18 protein-coding genes are annotated in these 16,406 nt (G+C 59.1%); all 18 read right to left on the bottom strand.

Features of this window, described 5'->3' with window-relative positions:
- Positions 1-300: 300 nt before the first annotated feature.
- On the bottom strand, positions 301-651 hold the full coding sequence (locus NF78_RS01675) for a hypothetical protein (protein ID WP_225885201.1): 351 nt from the start codon (positions 649-651) through the stop codon (positions 301-303).
- Positions 648-1,832 carry an acyl-CoA dehydrogenase family protein gene (locus NF78_RS01670; protein ID WP_035984520.1) on the bottom strand — a complete coding sequence of 395 codons (1,185 nt, stop codon included), beginning with the start codon at positions 1,830-1,832 and terminating at the stop codon, positions 648-650. Before NF78_RS01670 ends, NF78_RS01675 begins: the two co-directional genes overlap by 4 nt.
- 138 nt (positions 1,833-1,970) lie before the next feature.
- Entirely contained in the window at positions 1,971-3,113 is a 1,143-nt protein-coding gene (gene ssuD, locus NF78_RS01665; protein WP_035984519.1) for an FMNH2-dependent alkanesulfonate monooxygenase, read from the bottom strand.
- Between the two features lie 131 nt (positions 3,114-3,244).
- Positions 3,245-4,282: a sulfonate ABC transporter substrate-binding protein gene (locus tag NF78_RS01660; RefSeq protein WP_052049585.1), complete on the bottom strand. Its 1,038-nt coding sequence runs from the start codon at positions 4,280-4,282 to the stop codon at positions 3,245-3,247.
- A gap of 62 nt (positions 4,283-4,344) precedes the next feature.
- Complete coding sequence (locus NF78_RS01655) at positions 4,345-5,379, bottom strand: sulfonate ABC transporter substrate-binding protein (RefSeq protein WP_225885200.1); 1,035 nt, start codon at positions 5,377-5,379, stop codon at positions 4,345-4,347.
- Between the two features lie 202 nt (positions 5,380-5,581).
- The gene (locus NF78_RS01650) at positions 5,582-6,358 is read right to left on the bottom strand and encodes a class II glutamine amidotransferase (RefSeq protein ID WP_035984518.1); all 777 of its coding nucleotides are present in this window, start codon (positions 6,356-6,358) and stop codon (positions 5,582-5,584) included.
- 57 nt (positions 6,359-6,415) lie between these two features.
- Positions 6,416-6,727 carry a DUF2442 domain-containing protein gene (locus NF78_RS28840; RefSeq protein WP_072015941.1) on the bottom strand — a complete coding sequence of 104 codons (312 nt, stop codon included), beginning with the start codon at positions 6,725-6,727 and terminating at the stop codon, positions 6,416-6,418.
- On the bottom strand, positions 6,708-6,944 hold the full coding sequence (locus tag NF78_RS01645; protein WP_035984515.1) for a DUF4160 domain-containing protein: 237 nt from the start codon (positions 6,942-6,944) through the stop codon (positions 6,708-6,710). Before NF78_RS01645 ends, NF78_RS28840 begins: the two co-directional genes overlap by 20 nt.
- A 202-nt stretch (positions 6,945-7,146) precedes the next feature.
- Positions 7,147-7,944, bottom strand: coding sequence for a hypothetical protein (locus tag NF78_RS01640; RefSeq protein ID WP_035984512.1), 798 nt, complete (start codon positions 7,942-7,944; stop codon positions 7,147-7,149).
- 141 nt (positions 7,945-8,085) lie between these two features.
- A complete protein-coding gene (locus tag NF78_RS01635; protein ID WP_035984510.1) occupies positions 8,086-8,502 on the bottom strand; it encodes a DUF433 domain-containing protein in 417 nt (138 codons plus the stop codon).
- A 44-nt stretch (positions 8,503-8,546) separates the two neighbouring features.
- Positions 8,547-9,344 carry a cAMP-binding protein gene (locus NF78_RS01630; protein WP_035988387.1) on the bottom strand — a complete coding sequence of 266 codons (798 nt, stop codon included), beginning with the start codon at positions 9,342-9,344 and terminating at the stop codon, positions 8,547-8,549.
- Between the two features lie 180 nt (positions 9,345-9,524).
- A complete protein-coding gene (locus NF78_RS01625; RefSeq protein ID WP_035984508.1) occupies positions 9,525-10,574 on the bottom strand; it encodes an Mrp/NBP35 family ATP-binding protein in 1,050 nt (349 codons plus the stop codon).
- Positions 10,567-11,529, bottom strand: coding sequence for a HEAT repeat domain-containing protein (locus NF78_RS01620; RefSeq protein ID WP_035984505.1), 963 nt, complete (start codon positions 11,527-11,529; stop codon positions 10,567-10,569). The genes NF78_RS01625 and NF78_RS01620 overlap by 8 nt, the downstream gene beginning before the upstream one ends.
- A gap of 115 nt (positions 11,530-11,644) precedes the next feature.
- Positions 11,645-11,872 carry a ferredoxin family protein gene (locus NF78_RS01615; protein ID WP_017301328.1) on the bottom strand — a complete coding sequence of 76 codons (228 nt, stop codon included), beginning with the start codon at positions 11,870-11,872 and terminating at the stop codon, positions 11,645-11,647.
- 156 nt (positions 11,873-12,028) lie between these two features.
- Entirely contained in the window at positions 12,029-13,759 is a 1,731-nt protein-coding gene (locus NF78_RS01610; protein ID WP_035984501.1) for a fumarate reductase/succinate dehydrogenase flavoprotein subunit, read from the bottom strand.
- A 186-nt stretch (positions 13,760-13,945) separates the two neighbouring features.
- A complete protein-coding gene (locus tag NF78_RS01605) occupies positions 13,946-14,497 on the bottom strand; it encodes a 1,2-dihydroxy-3-keto-5-methylthiopentene dioxygenase (protein ID WP_035984500.1) in 552 nt (183 codons plus the stop codon).
- Between the two features lie 134 nt (positions 14,498-14,631).
- Positions 14,632-15,549: a TauD/TfdA dioxygenase family protein gene (locus NF78_RS01600; protein ID WP_035984499.1), complete on the bottom strand. Its 918-nt coding sequence runs from the start codon at positions 15,547-15,549 to the stop codon at positions 14,632-14,634.
- A gap of 139 nt (positions 15,550-15,688) precedes the next feature.
- Positions 15,689-16,384 carry an NIL domain-containing protein gene (locus NF78_RS27900; RefSeq protein ID WP_052049583.1) on the bottom strand — a complete coding sequence of 232 codons (696 nt, stop codon included), beginning with the start codon at positions 16,382-16,384 and terminating at the stop codon, positions 15,689-15,691.
- Between the last annotated feature and the right edge of the window lie 22 nt (positions 16,385-16,406).

Below are 16,406 nucleotides of genomic sequence, written 5' to 3'. Positions count from 1 at the left end.
GCGTCAGAACAACTAAGTAAAAGTCAGGAAAATGCTGGGAACTGGCGATGGACTTAACCAATTCCCAGCAGAGCTAAACGAGACGAGGAAAAGCCGGGAGAGAATGAAGCACTATGGAAGAGCCCGGCAAACTTGGGGCTGGGGTCAGACCACAGCTCTAGCGAAAGAGCTGGTCATAGTCGGGGCCGACCTTCTAGCCAGGAGGGAGAGGGGTGGGGGGTGGGGGGTGTCAGGGTTTGGGTCATGGTTCTGCCAGGTAGGTTTAAACAAGACTCGGCGGCGGGCTCAGGGGTGGCGGCATCATCTACCCAGTACCTGGTTGGTTGAGGTCAGCGCAGAGCAAGCTCCACTGTGGCTAGAACTGTGGATAACTTGCGTCCAGAAGGTTTCGTTGCTGCCGAGGAATGCTTTGGACACCGTTACCTCCAGAAAAATGAGTCCTAGGAGGCAGACCAACCCCAGCAGGGTGGGCAGGGTAACGATGAAGAGATTGCGGGCATCGTTGGCGGGTCTGGCGGGAGCGTTGAGCAGGCTGGAGTTGGCCATGGCGGATCTTTTCGTAGAGAGCTTGAGAGTGAGAACAAAGGGGTGGAGAGAGAAGCGGCGATCGCCAGGGGAGGGGTGGGCAATGCCTAACCTACGGGAGGTCAAGAATATTGCGTCGGGGTGGGGTAAATGCCGTTGAGGAACCAGTTGCCGACGTCGCGCAGTTTGTAATCGGCGGGGTCGTGGAGGGTGAAGGTGCGCAGGTCGCGCCAGTAGCGGTCAAAGCCATAGTGGGTGGCGGTGGCGCGGCTGCCGGTGACTTCAAAAATGCGGTTGGCGATGTCGAGGCCGACGCGGGTGGCGAAAGCCTTGGCGGCGGAGACCTGCACGGCGACTTCGCCCCGCTGCTCGCGGGTGAGGGCATCGCCCTTTTCCCATGCGGCCTGTACCTGTTCTGCAACCTTATCGGCTAAGTGGCTAGCGGCCTGAAGCTCCGTCCACAGTTCGCCGTAGTGGCGCAGAATGTAGGGCTCGGTGGTAATGCCGCTGACGCCGGAGGCCACCCAAGGGCGGGTCTTCTCCTGGGTATACTGGCGGGCCGCCTCCAGCGCTCCTTCGGCAATGCCCAGGTAGGTGTAGACCTTGGCCACCTGAGCCACAGGGCCGGGCAGGGTGGCGAAGGCTCCGTCGGGGTCAACCGGGGGGCCGTAGATTTCGTCGGCTTCGACCCAGACATTGTCGAAGCTGAGGCTGTTGCTGGCGGTGCGGCGCTGGCCCACGTTGTCCCAGTCGTCGTGGATAGTGACGCCGGGGCGATCGCTCGGAATCGCCAAAAACAGGGGCAGCTCTACCCCCGCCTGCACCGCCGAAAACACCCAGCGATCGGCAGCGGGAATGCCCGTGCCAAAGCCCTTCTGGCCATTCAGCCGAAAGCCATCGCCGTCGGGGCTGAGCGCAAGGCGATCGTCGCGGGTGTTGATGGCATTGCCCCAAAACCACTGGTGCTGGGCAGTGCCGCGATAGTCGCGCTCTTTCTGGGCCGGGGTGCCGATCGCATGGGCCAGGGTGACCAGCCCCACATGGTTGCCGTAGAGCTGCCCAATCGATCCATCGGCCTTGGCCAGTTCTTTGATTACCCGGTACACCGTCACCAAGTCGGCCCCGGTGCCGCCGTACTCCTGGGGAATCACTAGAGAGAGCAGACCGGTTTCCCGCAGGCGCGAGACTTCGTAGGTGGGAATACCAGCGGTGCGATCGCGCTCCACGGCATTGGCAGCGAGTTCTTGCGACAGAGCCTTTGCGGTAGCGAGAATGCTGGCTTGATCGAGACGTTCTAGGACGGGCATAGGAGTAGGGGGTAGGGGTGGATGGGTAGGGGGTAGGGGGTGGATGGGTAGGGGGTAGGGGTGGATGGGTAGGGGGTAGGGGGTGAGCAAGCAACTAACTCATCCACTCATCCACCCATCCACCCATCCACTCCCCACCTAACTCGCCGGAGCAGGAACCTTCTCGTTGGCGATAATCTCGCCGATCGGGCTGACGTAGCGGCTGGGGGCTACCGTCGGCAGGTTCTCCAGAGGTAGTTTGGGAAAGACCAGCTCGGCGAAGCGGTAGGCTTCTTCGAGGTGGGGATAGCCGGAGAAGATAAAGGTGTCGATGCCGAGGTCGATGTATTCCTGCATGCGCTGGGCGACGGTGTCGGGGTCGCCGACCAGGGCGGTACCGGCCCCGCCGCGCACCAGGCCGACCCCGGCCCACAGGTTGGGGCTAATTTCGAGGCTGTCGCGGCGGCCGCCGTGGAGAGCGACCATGCGGCGCTGGCCTTCAGAGTCGGCGGTGGCCAGGGCGGCCTGGGCGGCGGCGATGGTGTCGTCATCCAGGTAGCGGATCAGGTCATTGGCGGCGTCCCAGGCCTGGGCGGTGGTTTCGCGCACGATGACGTGGAGGCGAATACCGAAGCGCAGGGTGCGTCCCTGGGCTTCAGCAAGCTGGCGCACTTCGGCAATTTTCTCGGCTACCTGGGCGGGGGGTTCGCCCCAGGTGAGGTACAGGTCTACGTGTTTGGCGGCGATCTCTTTGGCGATGGGGGAGGAACCGCCAAAGTACAGGGGCGGGTAGGGGTCTTGCACGGGGGGGAACAGCAGCTTTGCGCCTTTCACCGTCAGGTGCTGGCCCTCAAAATCCACCACCTGCCGCTGCATGACGCCGCGCCAGACTTCCAGGAATTCGTCGGTGAGTTCGTAGCGTTCTTGCTTGTCGAGGTGCAGACCGTCACCAGCGAGTTCGGTGGGGTCGCCCCCGGTGACGACGTTGACCAGCAGGCGGCCATTGGAGATGCGATCGAAGGTGGCGGCCATCCGGGCCGCCATCCCCGGCGACGAAATGCCGGGGCGAATCGCCACCAGGAACTTCATCCGCCGGGTGACGGCAATCAGCGAGGCGGCGGTGATCCAGGCGTCTTCGCAGGATTTGCCCGTGGGCAGCAGCGCCCCGGCATAGCCCAGTTGGTCAATGGCCCCGGCCAACTGCCGCAGGTAGTCAGCGGTAATAGCGCGACCGCCGTGGGCGGTGCCCAGGTAGCGGCCATCGCCGTGGGTAGGAATAAACCAGTGGATGTCTAAGCTCATGGGAGTGGGCAAAAGGGAGGTCAAGAGAAAAGGCGCAGGACGGAGATTTGAGTCAGGAGAGCACGGGCTTTTCAGCCGCCTTTGAGGGATGCTGCCTGAACCTGCGCCAGGCTTGGCGGTGCTGGACGGCGCTACTTCGTCCAGATCACCGTAGACACGTCAATTTGTTTGGGAATGAGCTGGAGGTTGTAGAACACATCGGCCACGTCCTGCTGGTAGGCGACCACCTCTGGGGTGATGGGCTGAATGCCGTAACCCCGGCGGGTTTCAACCAGATCCAGCACATCGGTGGGAATGCCCAGCTCGTTGGAGAGAAACTTCGACACCTCTGGGGGATTGTCTTTGGCGAAGGTGCTGACGGCTTCCAGCTCCTCCAGCAGCCCAGTTACCAGGTCTGGGTTGCCCTCCACAAAGGATTTGGTGGCCAGGTAGAAGCCGCGATTTTGCACAATGCCCTTGCCGTCGCGCAGAATTCTCGCCCCCAGCTGCTTCTCCGCTGCCGCCTGGAAGGGATCCCAGATCACCCAGGCATCCACGTTCTTTTGCTCGAAGGCGGGGCGGGCATCGCCGGGGGGCAGGTAGGCGGTTTCAATGTCGCTGTACTGGAGGCCCGCCTCTTCTAGCGCTTTGACCAGCAGGTAGTGAACGTTGGAACCCTTGTTGAGGGCCACTTTTTTGCCCTTTAGCTCGGCCACGCTCTGGATGGGCGAGTCCTGCTGCACTAGCAGGGCCTCCGCCAGGGGGCCGACATCTTCCCAGGCGATGTAGAGCAGGGGGGCATCGGCGGCCTGGGCAAAGACGGGGGGTGTTTCGCCCGTGTAGGCCAGGTCGATGCTGCCGACGTTGAGCGCCTCCAACATTTGGGGGCCAGCGGCAAACTCGTTGAAGCTGATATTGACGGACTCGCCCTTGAAGCGGTCCTCCAGGCGCTTCTGGTTTTTCAGCAGGTTGAGAATGGTGGAGGATTTTTGGTAGCCGACGCGGATGGCTTTGCTGCCCCCCGCCGATGCGGTGGCCGGGGCGGCGGCGGTGGTGGCGGGTGCAGTGGCCTGGGGGGTGGACTCGGTGCTACAGGCGTTGACGGTGCCCGCCAGGGCAACGCCGCCGAGAAAGAGGCTGCTCTGGCGGAGGAAGCGGCGGCGGGAGGGGGTGGGGTGGGTGGGTGACATAGGTGGATGGGTGGGGGGTAGGGGGTAGGGGGTCGATGGGTAGGGGGTGGATGGGTGGGGGGTTAGGTGGGTCGCCAGATGACGTCGAGGACCTGGACGGATTTGGGAATTAGATCCAGTTCGTAGAAGGCGTCGGCGATGCGCTGCTGTTCGGCGATCGCATCGGGCTGCACCGCATCAAAGGTCCAGCTGCGGCGGCGGGTGACGGTCTCTAGAATGTCGGGCTCGATGCCCGTCACGGGGGCCAGCACCTCAACCACCTCGTCGGGGTTGTCGTCGGCCCAGCGGGCTACTTCGGCAGTTTCTTCCAGCAGGGCCAGCAGCAGGGCCTCGTTGTCCGCCGCGAAGGTTTTGTGAGCCAGGAAGAACTCCCGGTTGGGGGCCAATCCTTCGCCTGTGGTCAGGGCGCGTGCCCCAACCTGCTTTTCGGCGGCGGCGTAGAAGGGGTCCCAGATCGCCCAGGCGTCGATGTTGTCCTGCTCGAAGGCGGCGCGGGCATCGGCGGGGGAGAGGTTCTCGGGCTGGATATCGCTGGGGGTTAGCCCGGATTCCTTGAGGGCCTGCACCACCAGGAAGTGGGCACTGGAACCGCGCTGGAAGCCGACTTTTTTGCCTTTGAGGTCGGCGAGCGATCGCAGCTCTGAACCCTCCTTGACCAGAATGCCGGAGCTGCTGGGCCGGGGTGCGCCGCTGCCCACATAGAGAAAGGGCGTATCCGCCGCCTGGGCAAAGATCGGCGGGGCATCGCCAGTGCGGGCCAGGTCGATGCTGCCCACGTTCAACGCCTCCAGCATCGGCGGCCCCGACTGAAACTCGGTCCACTCGATGCGGGTGCCAAAGGCCTTAAGCCGCTCCTCCAGCCCGCCCCGCGCCTTGATCAAAATGAACGGGTCGAACTTTTGGTGGCCGATGCGCAGCACCCTGGCCTTGGCCTGGGCAGCGGCGGGTTCGGGCTCGACGCTGGTGGTGGGGTCGGTGCTGCACGCCGTAGCCGCCAAACTGAGGCCGAACCCAGTGGCAAACAACCCGCCCAAGGACTTGAGCGACTGTCGCCGGGTCATGCCCCAGGCCATAGAACGATTGGGTTTGGATGCCATTGCTGCACCTCCACAGGGATACTCAGCAAACCCCGGCACATCGGTCGAAATACCGTGGTTTGCTGGCGCAGTATGGCACGCAGCGAAATTTAATTTCAAGTAAACTCAGTTACAAATGAAATTAAACTTCGCTCAATTCTTTTGACAAAGTATTTGGGCGATTCGGTAAATCCCTGTCGCCCAACGCTTGTATTCAATGGCCTCATGCCAGGGAAAGCAGCGGCGCACCATCCTGAAACACCAGCAGTTCACCGGGCTGAATGGGTGTCCAGGCTTCGTTGTCGGTGAGGGAGGTGGTGGCGATCACGGCGACGCGATCGCTCGGCGTAGTCAGTTCCTGAAAATCCACCGTCAGGTCTTCGTCGATCAGGTGGGCGGCGGCAAAGGGGGCCTGGCGCACCAGGTAGCAGAGCTTGGTGGAGCAGTGGGCAAAAAAGTGCTCGCCATCTGACAGCAGGTAGTTAAAGATACCGTGCTGGGCAATGTCGGCGGTGACCTCTCGCAACACCGCATAGAGGTCGGCGATGGGAGGCTTGCGATCGGGGAAGCGCTGGCGAATGGTGTTGAGCATCAGGCAAAAGGCTCGTTCGCTGTCGGTCTGACCCACCGGGCGGTAGATGCCCTCGGGGTCGGCCTCCAGGGTGGGCACGTCGCCGTTGTGGGCAAACACCCAGTAGCGGCCCCACAGCTCGCGCTTGAAGGGGTGGCAGTTTTCCAGGCCCACCGGCCCCACGGTGGCCTTGCGAATGTGGGCAATTACGTTCATGGATTTGATTGGGTACTGGCGCACCAGGGTCGCCACCGGGGAGGTGCTGGAGGGGCTGTCGTCGAGGAAGACCCGGCAGCCTAGACCTTCAAAAAAGGCAATGCCCCAGCCGTCTTTGTGGTCGTCGGTTTTGCCACCCCGGGCGCAGAAGCCCTCAAAGGAGAAGCAAATATCCGTCGGCACATTGCAGTTCATCCCCAGAAGTTGACACATAGTGAGTAGTTGGGCTGATAGCTCTCAATCGTTTACTGCATCATCTAAATTGCCAATTTACTCATTATGTGAAGAGGCACTTCGCCCTGCAAGCCAACGCTCAAAAGAATGACGGCTTTCACCACTTTTTCTACCCGCTAGCAGACCTTCAACACCGATATATTCGTCTAAATCAACCCACTCAATTGCATACCCATCTCCTAGAAGTTGCCAGTTTTGTCTCTCCTCCTGGGATGCTTGCAGTAGGCGCGGATACCAAGACAAGGGAACTATTAAACTGCGTCCATCGACCAAGTCAACCATTAAATTCTCATCGGTCACGCTGACTTGCAATGCCAGGGGTTCTGTTTCAAGTGTCAAAGTAGTCATGCCAAGCCTCCAACAATGTTTGTTTATGCTCCTCCACCAATCGAGAAATATCGCTCAATTCGTGATCTTTGAAACCCCGGTTCTTTGCCAAGGAAACAGAATCGAGCCAAAATTTAGCTAGCTGGCGATCGCGCTTTACATGGATGTGAGCGGGTTCGCCTCTGTCAGAGCTGAAAAAAATGAAACTGTAGGGGCCAACCTGAAGAACTGTAGGCATTGGCGAGGACGCTGCTTATCTCCCTCCAGTTTAACTTGTAACTGCGTCTGGTATTAGTGGTTTATACCTTCCTCAAGATTTGCCCCGTAGACAAACTTACAGCAGATGGATTCCGCACTACAACAGATGAAACCATAAACACCTTATAGACGACCTTGCGGACAACGTTCTCAACCAGCGGCGGCAGAATTCTAAATTTACTTCAGTGACTTTCTTTCGCCTGCTGCGTTGGACTTGTTGGGTTATTGTTCTTTATCCTTGATATGTCTCTACCATTAATCTTTTCATTCATTATCATTTTAGCTAATTCATATGCTTTCCTATATGCTGGTACAAGATTGTGAACTATTGTAGACAATTCTCTTTCGAGCTTGTCAGGCAAATCTAAAATATTGTCCATGCCGATATCGTTGACTTTCTCTAAAAGCTCCTCATATTTATCCTTCTCATCCAAAGGAACTGATATGGCTTTGAAATGAACAAAAGCATTTCTCAAGTCAAAGACTTGTTTGATTTGATTCAGAATTTGCTTAGAAAGTTTTTTGCCAGTTGTCAATTGGAAAATCCAACCCAGTTTTGCAGAAGTGCTACTTCTTATAGCCTCAGTTGCTGCACCAGATAATAAACCTGAGTAATCTTCTAGAATATCTTGATAGAAAATGTTCAAACGATGTTCTATTGTAGTTGCCACCAAGACTATCGCAACAGGTATTCTCCTTGATTGAGCAGCTTCCTTTGCAGATGCCAAAAAATCATGATCGAATTGCGCTCTTTGAGCAGGCATTGTCTTAAGTAAATCAAGATTCTTTAGTATCAGAATCCAGACATAATTTAAATCGTCTGCGCGAGCTTCATCTATTTTTTGACTCAAAAATAATCTTGCGATAATTCCTGCTATTATTTCTTCGATTCCTTTGTGCCAAGTCTCTAGGTCTTCCGGATTCTCAGAAAAGTATTTATCGAGAAATTCATTAAAATCCGAATCAGTGTCCTGGATCATGTTCTATGAAATAAGATATGAAGCTTTGATTGACAATTCAAAAATTTTATTAAAGGGAACCTTTCAGTATGTTTATCTGGATTTGGAAAGATATGCTAAAGATATCTGTATATCATCTCAAAATCGCTAGATCGCGAGAAACTATCTGCATACTATCTCGCTCCAAAGTAATTGTGCGTGAGATTCAACTTGAGCTTGATGCTTTGCCTTTTGGGCTTGAAGCTTCGCCCATGCGGCCTCCATTCCTGGTTTAGGCGGTTGTGAAGCGAGACAAGCGATTAGAGTACGATTACGCTCTTCGTAGTACTGCCGAAGTTCCTCGGTTTCTTTGAGGACGGTTTGATATTCAGCCTCGACTTCGGCATAGTTTGCTTCTATGTAGGCTAAGGCCACCATTAGCTGTTCATCGGTCAGATTAAAAAGACCGCGAATGAACTTAGGTGGATAGTGAGCAGTCACATAGTCCATCACGTCATAGAGCGTGATGCGGGTGCCGGAAATGGTTAAGCCCCGCTCGGTACGAATAATCCTTGGAGTTTGGTCAGGTGCCGAGGTCATTGCCCTAGTTTCCGGCTTAAATGGCTAGCACTATCCTAAGCCATCTACTTCAGCGGCCACCAGGTGACCTTGTCGCGGGTGGCTCCGTAGACCTCCTTTAGTCCTTCGGGGTCTACCACCTTCACCAGGTCGTTGGCTGAGTCGGCGGGTTTGTCAGTCTTGATGTAGCCCGCCTTGGTCATGCCCTTGAGCACTTGCTCCACGGTGCGGTGGTTGAGCTGGCAGGCGCGGGCAATCAGGTCGATGGGCAGGTCAAATACGTACTCTGGTTTGGTGCCCTGAGGCTGGGCACCCAGGCTGCGCTCCTGGAAGATCAGCCCCCGCAGCACCGCTGCCACCGCCTGGGGTGGGTAGGTGCTGCAATTGAGCAGGTGATACTGAAACTTTTCTCGCAGCTCAAACAGCAGGGCGTAGCGATCGCGAAACGTTTCATTCTGGTCGTAGAGATCCTGCACCACCTGCACCGGAATTTTGATCACATTGGTAGTTTTGTAAGCTTCGACCAGGCTGGGGAAAGCCCGCGTCGCCGCGCCCGTGCCCACAGGCAGACTGCGCATGCCAAAGCAACCGCCAGGATAGGTCATGGCCATCACCCGATCCAGAGGAGTGCTGCGCAGGATCACCGGGCCACCATCCACCACCACGTACAGGTGCTCCTGCCAGGTTTGGGGCCGAAAGGCGGTGTACACCGGACGGTTGGAGTAGAGCTTTTCGCTCACCAGCCCATCGGGGTCGAGGGTGCTGAGCAGCGGGTCTTGCTCCAGGCCCCGGAACAAGAAACTCTGGGTCGTCAGCGTTTCAATCGGGTTGGAAGCCAAACTGGGGGCTTTTGCCTTTGCCATGGGGTGCTGTAGGTTCTGGACTCTGCCATTGTCTTCTGCAACCATTGTTATACCTCAGCAGAGATGTTGTGCCTCAGCGAAGAGCGGGGTAAGGGGTAGGGGGTAGGGGGTGGATGGGTAGGGGGTAGGTCTTGGTTTTTAGGCGCAGGGGTTGGGGTTTCAATCAGACACTCCCACCCCTTACTCCCCACTCCCAAAAGTCCCCTTCAAACCTTGAGCAATCGGGTCAAATACTGCCTTGAAGAGAGAATCAGACGTGGGGTCTGCTTTCCCTGCTTCGCTCAGGCCAGGGTCGATGGGCACCTGGCCCCACAGGGAAACCGAGAGTTCAGCGGCAATCTGGGCACCGCCGCCGCCACCAAAAATGGGGGTGCGAGTGTCGCAGCAGGGGCACACCAGGTAGCTCATGTTTTCGATCAGCCCCAGCACGGGCACCCCCACCTGGCGAAACATGTGGATACTGCGGCGCAGGTCGGCCAGGGCGATCGCGTGGGGAGTAGTCACCATAATCACGCCGCAGATGGGGCTTTCTTGCACCAAGGTGATCTGAGCATCGCCAGTGCCGGGAGGCAGATCCACCAGCAGGTAGTCCAGATCGCCCCAGGCCACCTGCTGAATGAACTGGGTGAGAATTTTGTGCAGCACCGGCCCCCGCCAGGCCAGGGGATGGTCGGGTTCCGCCAAAAGCCCCACGGACATGAGCTTGATGCCGTGGACTTCTAGGGGTACAAACCGCTGGCCCTCAGGGGTTTCAACCACCTCGACCTGGACCTGGCCCAGCCCCAGCAGTTGGGGCACATTGGGGCCGTAGATATCGGCATCGAGCAGGCCCACTTTGGCTCCGGTGCGGGTGAGGGCGATCGCTAACTGCACCGCCGTGGTCGATTTACCGACGCCGCCCTTGCCGCTGGCGATCGCCAGGGTCGTCCGCACACCGGGAATAGTGCAGAGCTGTACGTAGACCTTTTTGACCCAGGGCAGTTCTGAAAGACGCTGCTGCACCTGATGTTCCAGCGCCAGTTGGTGGGCACCGACGTACAGGCGCAGGTACACGTAGTCGCCCACCACCCGCAGGTGGCGCACCATACCCAGGCTGACCAAGTCGTTGCCCAGGGTGGGTTCGTGCAGGTGCTTGAGCTGGGCAATGACCTCGGCTTTGCGGGCCGCTTCCTCCAGGCTGGAAGGTATGGCCTCTGGAGCTGGGGCACTGGTCTGAAAAGGGCTAACCATGGGCGGTTTGGGCTAGGGTCTGGTTGATTTGGGCGATCGCCCGCTCCGAAAAAATCCGCACGTCAATGTCCGGGTCATTCAAAGTTTGCTGCAAGGCCGACAACGCCTCAGTTTGGCCCAGGTTGCCCAGGGCGGTGGCCGCATCGCGCCGCACGTCGGAGGATTCATCGGCCAGGGCGTTGATCAGCGCCGGTAAGGCTCGGCTGTCCGTCACCTTCTGCAAGGCCCGCACGGCAAACTTCCGCACTTGCCATTCCGGGTCGGCCACTGCCGCTACTAGGGCGGCGATCGCCGCCGGGTCAGCCAGGGTGTCCAGCGCCTGGGCCGCATTGCGCCGCACCTGCCAGTCGGTATCCTCGGTGAGCAGGTGGCTCAGCAGGGGCACCACCCCCTCATCGCTGAGGTGACCCAGGGTGAGCACCGCCGCCCGCCGCACTACTTCTGACGGATCGCGGGCCAGGGCCAGGGCCGGTTCGCAGCGCACCACCTGGTTGAGGTAGCGCAGGGTGATCACCGCCGCCTCCCGCAGCTCGGCATTCTCGGATTCAAAAAACGGCAGAATGAACGGCAGCGCCTGGGCGTCGTGGATCTTCCGCAGCAGCACCAGCACGTTGAGCTGGGCGTGAAAATTCCCGGTTTGCAGCACATCCAGCAATTTCATCAGGTCGTCGGTCGAAACCAACTCTTTCAGGGCTGACAGCGCTTCGTTTCGCACGGCCTCGTAGGGTGACCCCAGACAGCCGATCAGGGGCGGAATGGCGCTGGGGTGGGCGAACTCCCACAGGGTGGTGATCACCAGGGTCTGTACCGTTGGGTCGTCGTCTTGCAGAGCGTCGATCAGGGGGGCGATCGCATCCTCATCGCCCAGGTGTTGCAGGGTTTTGATGGCAACGAGGCGATCGTCTAGAAGAGGCGATCGCAGGAGGGTAATCCACTGGGAGAGTTCGGAGTCCATGGGGGTGAAGGGGTGGATGGGTAGGGGGTAGGGGGTAGGGGGTAGGGGGTACAGGTGACAGGAAAAAGGTGATAGTTTTCATGGCTGTTACCTATCACCTGTCACCTATTACCTGTTACCTAAGCAAAAACGGAATCTGTACGGTAATCGCCCCGGTGGGGCATTCCTTCTCGCAGGGCAGGCAAAACCAGCACTCGTCGTATTTCATGTAGGCTTTGCCGGTTTCGGGGTTCTTCACCAGCACGTCGAGGGGGCAGACTTCGATGCAGGCGTTGCATTTTTCCAGACATTTCGATTCGTCAACGATCACGGGTACGTCAACCCGTTGGGTAGTTAAGGCCATGATTTCTTTGGGTGGATAGGTAAGGGGTGGATGGGTAGGTTGGGTGGAGCGCTAGCGGAACCCAACAGCGGGGATTGGCGTTGGGTTGCACTTCGTTTCACCCAACCTACGGGGAGACTGGGTGCAGCACAGGGGGAATGGTGGGCGGTGCCCACCCTACCGGACGGCGACATCGTAGACTTCTCGCTTCAAATCGACATCGACGATGTAGGGTTCGACGGGGCGCTTGAATAGCTCCATCTCCCCGGATTCCGTTCTCTTCAAGTTCACGTGGCAGAACCACTCGGCGTCGTTGCGATCGGGGTAGTCGAGGCGGTAGTGGTAAAGGCCCCAGCGGGTCTCTTTGCGGTAGAGGGAGGCGCGGGCGGCCATTTCGGCGCAGTCGCGGATGAAGGAGACTTCGTTGCAGCGCATCAGTTCGTGGGGGTCGCGGGCACCCATGGCGGTGAGGGTGTCGGCGTAGGCGACGAACTTCTCCAGGCCAATTTCCATTTTGTGGGGCGACTTGGGCGGTTGCAGGTAGTCGTTGACCAGGCGACGCAATTTGTATTCCACCTGGGTGTGGGGGATGCCGTTGGGCTGGGTGAGGGGGGCATAAATGCGGGTCTGCTCGGCGGCGAGAAAGTCGGGGTCGGGTTCGAGGTGATCCAGGCTTTGGAGGTAGTCAACGGCATTCTCCCCGGCAATGCGGCCATAGACAAAGGCCCCGATCATATAGTTGTGGGGCACGCTGGCCATGTCTCCGGCGGCGTAGAGGCCGGGGACGGTGGTTTCGGCCCGCTCGTTCACCCACACCCCCGAAGCGCTGTGGCCGCTGCATAGGCCAATCTCAGAAATGTTCATCTCGACGCCGTGGGTGCGGTAGTTTTCGCCCCGGCCCTCGTGGAAGCGGCCCCGGCTGGGGCGCTCGTTGGCCCAGAGAATCGACTCGATTTTGGCAATGGTGTCGTCATCGAGGTGGTACATCTTTAGGTGCACGGGGCCGTTGCCGGAGTTGAGTTCTTTGTAGATATCCAGCATCATCTGGCCGCTCCAGTAGTCGCAGTTGATGAAGCGGTGGCCTTCGGCGTTGGCGGTGTAAGCCCCAAAGGGGCTGGCCACGTAGGCGCAGGCGGGGCCGTTGTAGTCTTTGATCAGCGGGTTGATCTGGAAGCACTCGATGTTGGTCATCTCGGCCCCGGCGTGGTAGGCCATGGCATAGCCGTCGCCCGCGTTGGTGGGGTTTTCGTAGGTGCCGTAGAGGTAGCCGGAGGCGGGCAGGCCCAGCCGACCGCAGGCCCCGGTGCAGAGAATCACCGCTTTGGCTTGAATCACCACAAAGTCGCCGCTGCGTACGTCAAAGCCAACGACTCCGGTGGCGCGACCGTTTTGCACAATCACGCGGGTGGCCATCACCCGGTTGGTGACTTTGACCCCGTGGCGCTTCACCTGGCGGGTGAGGATTTTTTTGAGATCCTTGCCTTCGGGCATGGGGAGGACGTATTTGCCTACCCGGTGCACCTGCTTGAGGTCGTAGTTGCCGTCGGGATCTTTTTGAAATTTCACCCCCCAGCTTTCCAGTTCTTGAATCACCTCAAAGCCCAGCCGCCCGGTTTCATATACAGCCTTTTGGTTGACGATGCCGTCGTTGGCGATGGTGATCTCGCGTACGTACTGCTCGGGAGTGGAGTTGCCGGGGATGACGGCGGTATTGACCCCGTCCATGCCCATGGCGATCGCCCCACTGCGGCGAATGTTGGCTTTCTCTAAAATCAGCACATCGCTGTCGGGGTTGGCCTGTTTGGCCTTGATGCCCGCCATGGTGCCCGCGGTGCCGCCGCCGACTACGAGCACATCGGCCTGTAGTCGCTGGGTGGGGAAGCCGAGGTCTGTATTGAGGTTGGTCATAGGTGGTTCTTAAAGGGGTGGGGAGTAGGGGGTAGGGGGTAGGGGGTAGGGGTAGGGGTAGGGGGTAGGGGTAGTAGGGGGTAGGGGGTGGATGGGTAGGGGTTAAATCGGGTTGTTGGTTTCAGGGTTTAGCGTTTTAATCAAACACTCCCCACTCCTCACTCCCCACCCCTCACTCCCCACTCCCTACGCGGCCACAGGCTGCACCCGAATCTCGCGCCCCGTATACTCCGGCACCCAGCCGTCAGTGGTGGTGAAGTAGCGCACGGCCTTGATGCGGCGACTTTCGGTGAGCACAAACCAGTGCTCAGTGCCAGCGGGCACGTTGATGTATTCCTCGGGTTGAATGGTCAGTTCTAACTGAGTTCCGTCGGGCAGCACAAAGCCGAAGACGCCTTCGCCATCGACGATGTAGCGAATTTCGTTGTCGGCGTGGCTGTGGATCTTGTCGAACTTGGCCAGCAGGGCGTCAAGGTTAGGCACATCAGGGTTCAGCACGATCAGGTCGCGGTTTTGGTAGCCGTCGGAGACCTGCAACTGTTGAAAATAGTGGTCTAACCCGGTCAGGACGGTCTCTTTTTCGGCATCATCCAGGCTTGCTTTAGCCAACAGAGCATGCAGCTCAGCATTCTCCCCAATGGGCCAGTGGTGTAGCTGGATGCCCAGCGGGGCTAGGGTAGCGGCAATGCTGGGCAGGTCGGTGATTGTGAGGCCGTTTTCGAGGCGGATTTTTGCCATGGTTTTTTGAGGAGTGGGGTGGGAGGAGTGAGGGGTGGGGCGTGAGGGGTGGGGAGTAGATGGTGTGAAAGGAGAGGAGATGTGGCAATCAACGACCCCCTTACCCCCTACCCCCCACTCCCTACCCCCTACCCTCAAGACGCAACTGCCAATAGCCCGTTATAGGCCGCCGAGTCGCCCTTGATCGCTACGCTCGACTCGCCCTCGGCGTTGACGGGCAGGTCGCCGACGATGGTGACCCGCTGCACGCGGCGGGGCTGGTCGCCGTAGTCGGCGATCGCATAGTGCTGCGTAGCCCGGTTGTCCCAGAAGGCCACATCCCCCAGCTGCCACTGCCAGCGCACGGTGTTTTCGGGTCGGGTGACGTAGCTTTGCAGGGTGCGCAGCAAGTCCTCAGATTCGGCCTGGGAAAGGCCCTGGAAGCGGCGCACGAAACCGCCCAGCACCAGGGACTTTTCGCCCGACTCGGGGTGAACGCGCACCACTGGGTGGCGGGTTTCAAACACGGTCGATTCAAAGGTTTCGCGGTACTGCTTGAAGTAGTCGCTGAGGTGGGTGGCCTCGGTGATGTAGTCGTAGGCATTGCTGTGGATGGCCCAGAGCGAATTGACCAGGGTTTTGAGCGGTTCGGGCAGGTCGTCGTAGGCGGTGACGGTGTTGGCCCAGATCGTATCGCCGCCCACGGGGGGAATCTCTACCGCCCGCAGCACCGCACCCAGCACTGGCGTATCAATAAAGGTGACATCGGTATGCCAGTAGTTGGCGTAGCCGTGGTTTTTGCCGTAGTTCAAATCCAGCACCTCGGGGCGTTGTTCCAGGGGCGGTAGGGTGGGGTGAGCGGCGGTAATGGGGCCAAAGCGACGGGCAAAGGCAATTTGACCGTCTGAATCGAGGTGGTGCTGGTGGCGAAAGAAAATCACTTTGTGCTGCACCAGCGTTTGGCGAATGGCCAGAATTACGTCGTCGCTGAGGGGGCTGCTCAGGTCGAGGCCCACCAGTTCGGCACCGATGCGCCCGGCGACGGGCCGCACCTCAAAGGGTTGGAGAGTCATGGGAAAACGCTAAGGAAACTAAGTTTAGAAATCAGTCGGGGCGAACACTGCTGGGTTGAAATGTTTTAGTCAGCAGTGGGCAAAGCCCACCCTACAGAAAGCACCCGTAGGGTGGGCTTTGCCCACCAGAGCCAGAAGCTCATTTTGCTAACCACAGGGCGCAGTCGGACTGGTTAAGGGCGGCAACAGCCGCCTCCAGCCGTGAGGGTAGCCCCCATAGCTCTAGCTCAAACCAGCCGTCGCGATCACCCTGGCTGGGCAGAGAGGCACTCAGAATAGTGACCGCCACGTCGTGGTCTTTGACCAGGTTGGAGATCACCGGCTGGGGGTGGCAGTGAGCCGGAATGTGGATTTGGAGGCGGACACGGTCACACCCCCTGGGCAACACCACCGGCTTTTGCGCTAGGGATTCCCCCTCGTTCAGCAGCCTGGGCGTAGCCTTAATGTCTCGCTTTGGCACAAACTGTACCTGCAAGTCTTTCAGGTAAGCCAGCGAACTCGCCTGTTGCTGAGGCCCGCCCTCCAGCGCCAGCACAAACTCGCCGCCCCGCCTGCGCCGCGCCGACAGCGCCGCCCCCAAAATGTTGACCGTCACTCCAAAGCGCGAGGTCAGCCGCGACAAAATCGGCAGCCGCTGGTAGGTCGGCGGAATCACCACCTGACACACCACCGGCTCCACCGGGGCAGCATCCAGGGGGGGCAGCGATCGCCCCTGGGGATAGCGCTGGTGCTCTTTCCAGCCAGACACTGGCAGCGAACGGGGCAACCCCACTGGCACGGCAGGAAACCAGGGCTCGCCACCCGCCAACTCGTATTCCAGGTTTGAGTACCACATGGCAAAACCTCTGAGTAACGCC

The organism is Leptolyngbya sp. KIOST-1 (assembly GCF_000763385.1).
Classification (GTDB): Bacteria; Cyanobacteriota; Cyanobacteriia; order Phormidesmidales; family Phormidesmidaceae; genus Nodosilinea.
Note: the sequence above shows the minus strand (reverse complement) of the source record. Positions and strands in the feature narration are given on the sequence as shown.